Annotated in this window: 7 protein-coding genes; 3 read left to right on the plus strand and 4 right to left on the minus strand. The window is 72.8% G+C overall.

The features are described 5' to 3' along the window. Positions 1-87: 87 nt before the first annotated feature. Positions 88-726, minus strand: coding sequence for a response regulator (locus ACIBEF_RS31695; RefSeq protein WP_396797088.1), 639 nt, complete (start codon positions 724-726; stop codon positions 88-90). Continuing rightward, positions 723-1,919 carry a sensor histidine kinase gene (locus ACIBEF_RS31700; RefSeq protein WP_396797090.1) on the minus strand — a complete coding sequence of 399 codons (1,197 nt, stop codon included), beginning with the start codon at positions 1,917-1,919 and terminating at the stop codon, positions 723-725. Before ACIBEF_RS31700 ends, ACIBEF_RS31695 begins: the two co-directional genes overlap by 4 nt. A gap of 146 nt (positions 1,920-2,065) precedes the next feature. On the opposite strand from ACIBEF_RS31700, the gene ACIBEF_RS31705 reads away from it, so the two are divergent. Together ACIBEF_RS31705 and ACIBEF_RS31710 are read left to right on the plus strand one after the other, a co-directional pair. Further along, positions 2,066-2,824, plus strand: a complete 759-nt coding sequence (locus ACIBEF_RS31705) for an ABC transporter ATP-binding protein (protein ID WP_396797091.1) — start codon at positions 2,066-2,068, stop codon at positions 2,822-2,824. Then, complete coding sequence (locus ACIBEF_RS31710; RefSeq protein ID WP_396797092.1) at positions 2,821-5,352, plus strand: FtsX-like permease family protein; 2,532 nt, start codon at positions 2,821-2,823, stop codon at positions 5,350-5,352. Before ACIBEF_RS31705 ends, ACIBEF_RS31710 begins: the two co-directional genes overlap by 4 nt. Positions 5,353-5,604: 252 nt before the next feature. On the opposite strand, the gene ACIBEF_RS31715 is transcribed toward ACIBEF_RS31710, so the two are convergent. Both ACIBEF_RS31715 and ACIBEF_RS31720 read right to left on the minus strand, forming a co-directional pair. Continuing rightward, on the minus strand, positions 5,605-7,218 hold the full coding sequence (locus ACIBEF_RS31715) for a ricin-type beta-trefoil lectin domain protein (RefSeq protein WP_396797094.1): 1,614 nt from the start codon (positions 7,216-7,218) through the stop codon (positions 5,605-5,607). A 96-nt stretch (positions 7,219-7,314) separates the two neighbouring features. Continuing rightward, entirely contained in the window at positions 7,315-7,737 is a 423-nt protein-coding gene (locus ACIBEF_RS31720) for a DUF2000 family protein (protein WP_396797095.1), read from the minus strand. 50 nt (positions 7,738-7,787) lie between these two features. On the opposite strand from ACIBEF_RS31720, the gene ACIBEF_RS31725 reads away from it, so the two are divergent. Next, complete coding sequence (locus ACIBEF_RS31725) at positions 7,788-8,297, plus strand: AraC family ligand binding domain-containing protein (protein WP_396797097.1); 510 nt, start codon at positions 7,788-7,790, stop codon at positions 8,295-8,297. Positions 8,298-8,378: the final 81 nt, after the last annotated feature.

Consider the following 8,378-nt stretch of genomic DNA (forward strand, 5'->3'; position numbering starts at 1 on the left):
CTACGACAAGTTGGCCGTCCGGTTCCAGGCCGTCCTGACCATCACCATCATCTGCGAATGGCTCTGACCGGGCTTATGAAACACGCCTTAGCCGACGAGGCGGCGTTCCCAGGCCCAGGCGGCGATCTCGACCCGGTTGCGGGCCTTGAGTTTCATCTGCACGCTCGCCAGGTGGGTCTTGACCGTGCCCACGGCGATGAAGAGCTGGGTGGCGATCTCGGCGTTGGTCAGGCCCCGGGCGACGAGCTTCACGACGTCGAGTTCCCGTGGCGACAGGCCGCCGTCGTCGCGCGCCGGGGCCGGCGAGCTGAGGTGCTCCAACAGCCGTACCGTGATCGAGGGGCTGATCAGCGCGTCTCCGGACACGGCCGCGCGGACGGCCTCCACCAGCAGGGCCGGGCCGGAGTCCTTGAGCAGGAAGCCGCACGCGCCGTTGGAGAGCGCCGTGTGCACGTACTCGTCGAGGTCGAAGGTCGTCACGACGACCACCCGGATCGGGTCGGCGACGCCCGGCCCCGCGAGCAGCCGCAGTGCCTCCAGACCGTCGAGGCGGGGCATCCGGATGTCCAGCAGCACCACGTCCGGGCGCAGTCGTCGGGCCAGCTCGACGGCCTGGACGCCGTCTGCGGCCTCGCCGACCACCTCCAGGTCCGACTGGGCGCCAATGATCATGCCGAAGCCAGTCCGGACCATGGCCTGGTCATCGGCGATCAGCACCCGGATCACCGGGCCACCGCCACGTGGAGCGGGAACGCCGCGTCGAGCACCCAGCCACCGGCGACGCCGGGCCCGGCGGTGATCGTGCCGCCGAGGGCGCGTACCCGCTCGGTGAGGCCGATCAGGCCGAAGCCGTGCCCCCGGGCCGGCGCGGTTCGCGGCGACGCGCCGTCGTCGGCGACCCGGACCAGCAACCAGTCCGGGGTACGCCGCACGGCCACGGCCACGGACCTTGCGTCCGGCGCGTGCTGGCGGGTGTTGGTCAGCCCCTCCATCACCACCCGGTACGCCGACGTCGAGACCTCCACCGGCAGTCCGTTCAGGTCGCCGTCGACGTGCAGTCGTGCCGGCGCGTTCGCCGCGCCGTTGAACCCGCTCAGCAGCGGTTCCAGCTCGGTCACCCCGGCCAGTGGCGCCAGCGGCGCGTCCGGCGGGGCGTCCGGGTCGCGCAGGATGCCGACCATCCGCCGCATCGAGGCCATCGTCTCCGCGCCGGCCCGCTCGATCTGCTCCAGGGCGACGATCACCCGCTGCGGGTCCTGCTCGGCGACGAACCGGGCGCCCTGTGCCTGCACCACGATGCCGGTGACGTGGTGGGCGATGAAGTCGTGCAGGTCCCGGGCGAACTCCGCACGCTGCTCGGCCCGTACCAGGGCAATGGCCCGCTCCCGACCGGCGGCCACGACGCGCAGGTAGAGCCCCACCCCGGCGGCGCCGGCAGCGGCGATCACCTGAAGCAGACCGAAGATCACCAGGAGGCTTTCGGCGCCGGAACGCAGCGGCAGCGCGGCGACGGCGAGCCCGGCGACCACCGCCGCCGCCGGGGCGAATCGGGGCGCGCCCCAGCGCGTCACCACGAAGACCACCCCGATCAGCCCGGCCGACTCGGCGAGCCCCCAGCTGCCGCCACCGAGCCCGTAGCGGCCGTCGGGAATGATCACGATCGCCGCCGTCACGACCAGTGACGCCGAGGCGAGTATCAGCGCGGCCAACGGCAGCCGGCGGGAGCCCGGTCGAGGCACCGGCAGCCAGAGCGGGACCGTCGCCACCGCCAGCCCCACCCGTACCAGCAGGAGCAGCAGGGCGGCCAGGCTCGTGGGCGAGCTGTACCGCAGGTCGAAGAGGGCGAGCAGCCCCATGGCCATCAGCCCGGCGGTCTGGGCCAGGCGTACCCACCATCGTCGAAGATCCGGCGTGCTCATGGTGACCCAGCGTAGCCAGCCGGACGGAGATGCCGGATCGGCCAAAAGGCAGACCCCGCACCGGCGATACCCGGCCCCGGGCCGATGCGTCCGCCCGCCGGTCGCAGCGAGGCTTTCCCGGTCACCACGCAGCCACTGGAGGAACGATGACAACCCACGCCCCGCCGGAGACCAGCCACGCCGCGGTAGCCGCGGTCGACCTGGTGAAGGTGTACGGCAGCGGCGACACCGCCGTCCGTGCCCTGGACGGGGTCTCGGTCGGCTTCGGCCGGGCCGAGTTCACCGCCATCATGGGCTCGTCCGGATCCGGCAAGTCGACCCTGATGCACTGCCTCGCCGGCCTCGACACGGCCACCTCCGGTCGCGTCCTGCTCGGCGGCACGGAGCTGACCGGCCAGTCGGACCGGACGCTGACCCGGGTACGCCGGGAACGGATCGGCTTCGTCTTCCAGTCCTTCAACCTGCTGCCACAGCTCACCGCCGCGCGGAACATCACCCTGCCGCTGGACCTCGCCGGTCGGCAGCCCGACGCCGAACTCCTCGCGCACCTGGTGCGGATGCTGGGCCTCGGCGACCGCCTGAACCACCGGCCCAGCGAGCTGTCCGGCGGTCAGCAGCAGCGGGTCGCGCTCGCCCGGGCGCTCGTGGCGCGCCCCGAGGTGGTCTTCGCCGACGAACCGACCGGCAACCTCGACTCCCGCTCCGGCGCGGAGGTGCTCACCATCCTGCGCGACTCGGTACGCGACCTCGGCCAGACTGTCGTGATGGTCACCCACGACCCGATCGCCGCCGCGTACGCCGACCGGGTGGTGCTGCTCGCCGACGGGCGGCTGGCCGGCGAGATCGACAAGCCGAACCAGGTGTCGGTCACCGACGCCCTGCGTGACCTGGCGGCCCGCCGATGAGGGCGACAGTGCTGCGTACCCAGACGACCGCCGCGCTCCGGCGGCCCGGCCGGCTGATCCTGACCGGCCTGGCGATCCTGGTCGCGTCGTTCGTCGTCTTCGGCGCCGTGCTGGTGCAACAGGTCACCGAACGGACCGTGCGGGACAACCTCAGCGGCACCCCGGCCGTCACCGACCTGGTGATCGGCAGCGTCGACGTGCCGCCACCCACAGTGCGCGACGTGCAGCAGATCCGGGCCGTGCCCGGGGTGGCCGAGGCGGTCGCCCGGGTCGCCACCGGCGTCTCGATCGGCGAGGGATACCTCAACCTGCAGTCCGATCCGGGTACCGGCCCACTCAGCACGGTCCGGGTCGTCGAGGGCAGGTACCCCGATGCCCCGGGCCAGATCGCGATCACCCCGCGCACCGCCGAGCGGCTCGGGCTGTCGGTCGGCACCACCACCAGCGGTACCGGCGGCGACCTCAGCGCGCCCGCTCCGCTCACCGTGACCGCCATGGTGGAGACCACCGCCGACGCCGGCTACGACGCGTACGCCCCGGAGAGCGCCGTGATCGGCTGGGCGCGACTGACAGCCGTGGAACGCGTGGACGTGCGGGTGACGCCCGGCACCGCACCCGACGCGGTCCGCCAACGGCTGACCGCCGTGGTCGCCGCCCAGCCGATCCGCTCCGGTGCCGAGGTACGCGACGCCGAGGCCAACGCGGCGGCCGAGCAGGTCGGGAAACTCTTCATCCTGGTCGGCATGTTCGTCTCCATCGCGGTCGCCGCCGCCGCGCTGGTGGTCACCTCGACCTTCCGCATCGTCTTCGCCCAGCGGATGCGGCAGCTCGCGCTGCTGCGGGCGGTCGGCGCGAGTCGGGCCACCCTGGTGGGGGCCCTGACCGCCGAGGGCGCCCTGACCGGGCTGGTCGCCGGCGTCGTCGGGGTCGCCGCCGCACTCACCCTCGGGTACGCGCTGCCGCCGGTCCTGCGCGCCACCGGCCACCAGGTCTCCTCGCCGGGCCTGCCGCTGGCGGCAGCGGTCGCGGTGGTGATCGGCGCTGTCGTGATCACCGTGCTGGCCGTGCTGGCACCGGCGCTCTCCGCCGCCCGGGTCTCCCCGCTGGAGGCCCTACGGTCGGCGAGTACCACCGCCGGCCGCCGCGGCATCGGCGTGCTGCGTCTGGCCTTCGGGCTTCTCCTGGCCGTCGGCGCGATCCTGGCGGCGGTCGGGACGATCAGTCGGTTGCCGAAGCCGGACCAGTCGAACTACGACGCGACGATGCCACTGCTCCTGCTGATCGGGTCCGGCGCGTTGGCGTTCTTCGCGCTGGTGGCCCTCGGTCCGCTGCTGGTACGCCCGGTGCTGGCCGTGGTGGGTTGGCCGCTGCGCCAGCTGGGGCCACTCGGGCGGATGTCGGTCGGCGGGATCGGGGGAGCCCCACGCCGGGCGGCTGCGGTCTCCGTCGTGGTCGCCCTCGGCGTGACCCTGATCTCCGGGGTGGTCATCGGCGGCGCGTCGTTGCAGATCCTCGCCGACCGCGAGATGGCGCTCTCCGCTCCGACCGACTTCGAGGTCACGACCAACGCTGGGACCCTGCCGCCGGCCGTGGTGACCCGGGCCGAGGCGGCGCGCGGTGCACTGGCCCGGGTGGTGCCGTACCGGAGGGTCGACGACGCGACACTGCTGCGCGGCGCCGACAAGCTCGGCAACGCCGAGTCCGGTTATCCGACCAGCGACCTGGACCTGGCCGCGTTGCCGAGCACCAAGGCCCTGGACGTGGCCCAGGGCGCCCTGGCCGATCGTGGCCCGGGACGGATCGTGATCAACAACTGGGTCGCGTGGGACGCGGGCCTGCGGGTCGGCGACACCGTCACCCTCGCCGTTCCCACCGGCCGGGTCGACGTGCGGGTGGCAGCGGTCCTGCCCGGTGACGGCCCGCTGCACACGGGCATCCTCGCCGACCCGGCGGACCTGGACCGGCTCGGCGTGCCGGCCGCGTACACCGGTCTGCTGGCCGACGCGGCCGGGGCCGGCGAGGATGCTCGCACCGCCGGCGTGCGGGCGCTGCGGCAGGCCATCGGGGGCAGCGACGGGGTGGGCCTCGCGGTGCTCGCCGACGATCGGGACCGCAACGACGCGCTGCTGCGCACCCTGGTCTGGATCGCGGTGGGTCTGGTCAGCCTGACCGTGCTGATCGCGGTCGTCGGCGTGGGCTCCACGACCGCGCTGTCGGTGGTGGAGCGGGTACGCGAGTCCGGTCTGCTCAGGGCGATCGGGCTGTCCCGGACCGGTCTGCGCACCATGCTGACCGTCGAGTCGGGCCTGTACGGGGTGATCGGCGCGACCATCGGCCTGGTGCTCGGCATTCCGTACGCCTGGTTGGCCGTCCAGGCCCTCGGGATCGAGGCACCGCTGACCGCGCCGCTGCTGCCGCTGGCCGGGCTCTTCGTGGTGCTGGTCGGGCTGACCGCGCTGGCCGGGGTGCTGCCGGCCCGTCGGGCGTCGCGGGTCAGCCCGGTGGAGGCGCTGGGGGCCGAGAACTGAACACCGTCGTGGGGGGGGGGGGGGGCCGGGGGGCGCCCCCCCCGCGGCCCGGGGGGGGGGGGGTGTTTGGGGGGGGGGGCGGCGGGCACGCGCCCGCGACGGTGTGGTGGGCGGGCCCCGCCGTGNNNNCGTGCGGGGGGGGGGGGGGGGGGGGGGGGGGGGGGGGGGGGGGGGGGGGGGGGGGGGGCCCAACCCCCCCCGGGGGGGGGGGGGGCGCCCCGCCGCCCCCCCCCCCCCCCCACGGCGACCTGGTCAGTTGGGGTTGTTGGCGTGGGTCAGCGTCTCCCAGGCGACGAAGAGGTTGTTCGTCCCGGCCGGACGTTGTTGCAACGTGAGGGTCTGGGTGTTGGTCATGACGTTGCCCAACCGGGTGCTCATCGCGTTGAAACCGACCTCGGTGATCGGCCCGAGGCCCCGGGTGAGGCTGCCACCGCAGAGCCAGGAGGGTGCCGCCTCGCCGAGCTGGTAGCGCGAGTGGAGGCCCAGTGCCTGGCGCAGCCGCTCACCGACCTGCGGGTACAGGTCCCGTCCCTGGATCCGGGAGGTCTCCGCGACGTGCGAGATGGCGGAGATCCCGTACCCGGTGTGGACGAAGTCGCGGCAGGTCTCCTGGGCGAGGCCGGCGACGAAGGTGGACTGGCCCTGCCAGTAGCCGATGATCTCGGCGCTGGTGTCCAGGCCGCTGCCGGGCATCGTGTACGGCAACGCGCCGTCGCTGGGCAGGTAGATGAAGGCCCGGGTGCGGTTGAGGAAACGGGTGACCGCCGCGTCGTAGGCGCTCCGGTCGTCCAGGAAGACGGCGATGCCGACTGCGGCCTCCATCATGGTCAATTCCCAGTTGCCGTTGCTGTTCGAGCCGTTGCGCACCACCGGCAGGTAGACGTTGCGCAGCATGGTGGCGAAGCGGTTGGCGTTGGGCCAACTCGTGTACGTGTACTTGATGATCTCGGCCGCCCGGGGCCAGACCGAAGCGGCCCAGCCGGTCTGCAACGGGCCGTTGCTGCCGGTGTGTGCGGTGATCGTCGCCGACCAGGCATCCATGATCTGGATCGACTTCTGCGCGTACCGGGCGTCCCCGGTGACGTACCAGGCGAGCGCGTCGGTGTACGCCGCGATCGCGTCCTCCCGCTCGTCGGTGCAGCCGTTGTTCGGGTTGGAGTAGGAACCACACTCGACCACCGAACGGGGCGCCGGGGTGCGCGACAGGGAGGCGTAACGGCTGCCCATCATCTGGCTGTAGGCCGACGCCCACGGCTGCGCGCCGGCCTGCACCCGGCCGCGGACGAAGTCGAGCTGACCCCAGCTGACCAGCACGCCAGGGTGCGTGAAACCACCGGACGGGGGTGGTGTGGTGCCGCCGCCGGTGGGCAGCGTCCAGGTCTGGTTGGCGGTGCCGGTGCAGCTCCAGATCTGCAGCGGGGTGCCGTCCGCCGAGCTCTGGCCGGTCGCGTCGAGGCACTTTCCGGAGGTCGGGTTGACCAGTTGCCCGGCGTTGGCCGACCACTGCTGCGCCCCGGTGCCGTTGCAGTCGTAGATCTGCACCCGGGCGCCGTTGGCGGTGCTGGCCGCGGCGATGTCCAGGCACTTGCCCAGCGCCCGGATCGTGCCGTCGTCGCCGACCGTCCACTGTTGCGCGGTGGAGCCGTTGCAGGTGAAGAGCTGGACTGCGGTGTTGTTGGCCGAGCTCGCGGCGGCCACGTCGACGCACTTGCCGCCGTAGCCGGTGATGCTGCCCGTCGCGGCGGCCACGGCGGGCGATGCGCCGACGACCAGACCGGTCGGTACGGCGAGCAGGGCCGCGGCGAGCGCGGAGATCAGTCTGATGCGGGGGTGGCGGGGGGTGAGCCCGGCCGATCGTCGCGCCATGTGGGGGTCCTTCCGGGGCGGCGAAACAACTGTAAAGTGTGTTAATCATTACAGTCATACAGGCCGATATCAATGCCTTCGTCGCCACGGATGCCGTTACGGGTGCATGGACGCACCCTTGAGCACCTTGTCCACCACGTTGCGCGGCGCGTGCAACGCCAGGCCCACCAGGTCGAGCTTCTCCCGTCCGACCGCCTGGACGGCGGCCCGGTTGTCCCGGTCGTTGCCGGTGGCGAACAGCTCGGCGGTGAAGATCGCCAGCCGCAGGCCACGAGCGAGGCCGCGCGAGTGCGCGCCGACCAACGTCGCCCGGTCCCCGGCGAAGACCAGCACCGGCTGACCGAACATCGGCAGGTAGCCGGTGCCGTCCGCGTCGCGGTACTCCTCGCCGACCAGCTCCGGCAGCGTGCTCGCGATGCCGCTGACCAGGAAGGCGGTGACGTTCAGCCGTTGCCAGCCCGCCAGGTCGTTGCGGAGCAGCACGGCGATCTTGGTGGGAAAGCGGATCGGTTCGGTCATGGCGTCGAGCCTGCCCGCCCGAACACCTACCGGTCTTGTACGTTCTTAGCGTGGCCACCCGCCCGGCGGGCTCGCACGTCAGCGCGTGGCGACCCGCGGTAGCCGGGGTCGCCGAGGTCTTCCACGCCCATTTCGTCGACCACGCCTACCCCCGGCACATCCACGAGGTGTGGACGCTGTTGATCGTCGACGACGGCGCGGTCCGCTTCGACCTGGACCGGCACCGGCACGGCGCGCTGCGTACGTCGGTCACCCTCCTGCCGCCGTACGTGCCGCACGACGGCAGAGCCGCCACACCCGACGGCTTCCGTAAGCGGGTCCTGTACCTCGACACCTCGGCGCTCGACGCCGAGCTGGTCGGGCGGGCCGTCGACGAGCCGGACCTGGCCGATCCACGTCTGCGCGCCCGGGTCCACCACCTGCACCAGGTGCTCGCCACACCCGGCGACGAGTTCGAGGCCGAGAGTCGGCTTGCGTTCATCCTGGACCGGCTCCGTCACCAACTCCGCCAGCGCTCCCCGGTCGGTGTCCAGCCGGCCGGACCCGGCCTAGACGAGTAAGTCCGAAGTTGGTTCAGTGGTCGTAGGCGATCAGGGATCTCGTCACGGGCTGGCCGGTGGTCCGGTTGTGCCAGATCGCGG

Origin of the sequence: Micromonospora sp. NPDC050795 (genome assembly GCF_044456785.1) — a bacterium.
Lineage (GTDB): Bacteria > Actinomycetota > Actinomycetes > Mycobacteriales > Micromonosporaceae > Micromonospora.

Excerpts from the sequence above, each read along its gene's own strand:
- ACIBEF_RS31700 (WP_396797090.1), bottom strand. The coding sequence starts at position 1,919 with ATGAGCACGCCGGATCTTCGACGATGGTGGGTACGCCTGGCCCAGACC.
- ACIBEF_RS31705 (WP_396797091.1), top strand. The coding sequence starts at position 2,066 with ATGACAACCCACGCCCCGCCGGAGACCAGCCACGCCGCGGTAGCCGCG.
- ACIBEF_RS31710 (WP_396797092.1), top strand. The coding sequence starts at position 2,821 with ATGAGGGCGACAGTGCTGCGTACCCAGACGACCGCCGCGCTCCGGCGG.
- ACIBEF_RS31715 (WP_396797094.1), bottom strand. The coding sequence starts at position 7,218 with ATGGCGCGACGATCGGCCGGGCTCACCCCCCGCCACCCCCGCATCAGA.
- ACIBEF_RS31720 (WP_396797095.1), bottom strand. The coding sequence starts at position 7,737 with ATGACCGAACCGATCCGCTTTCCCACCAAGATCGCCGTGCTGCTCCGC.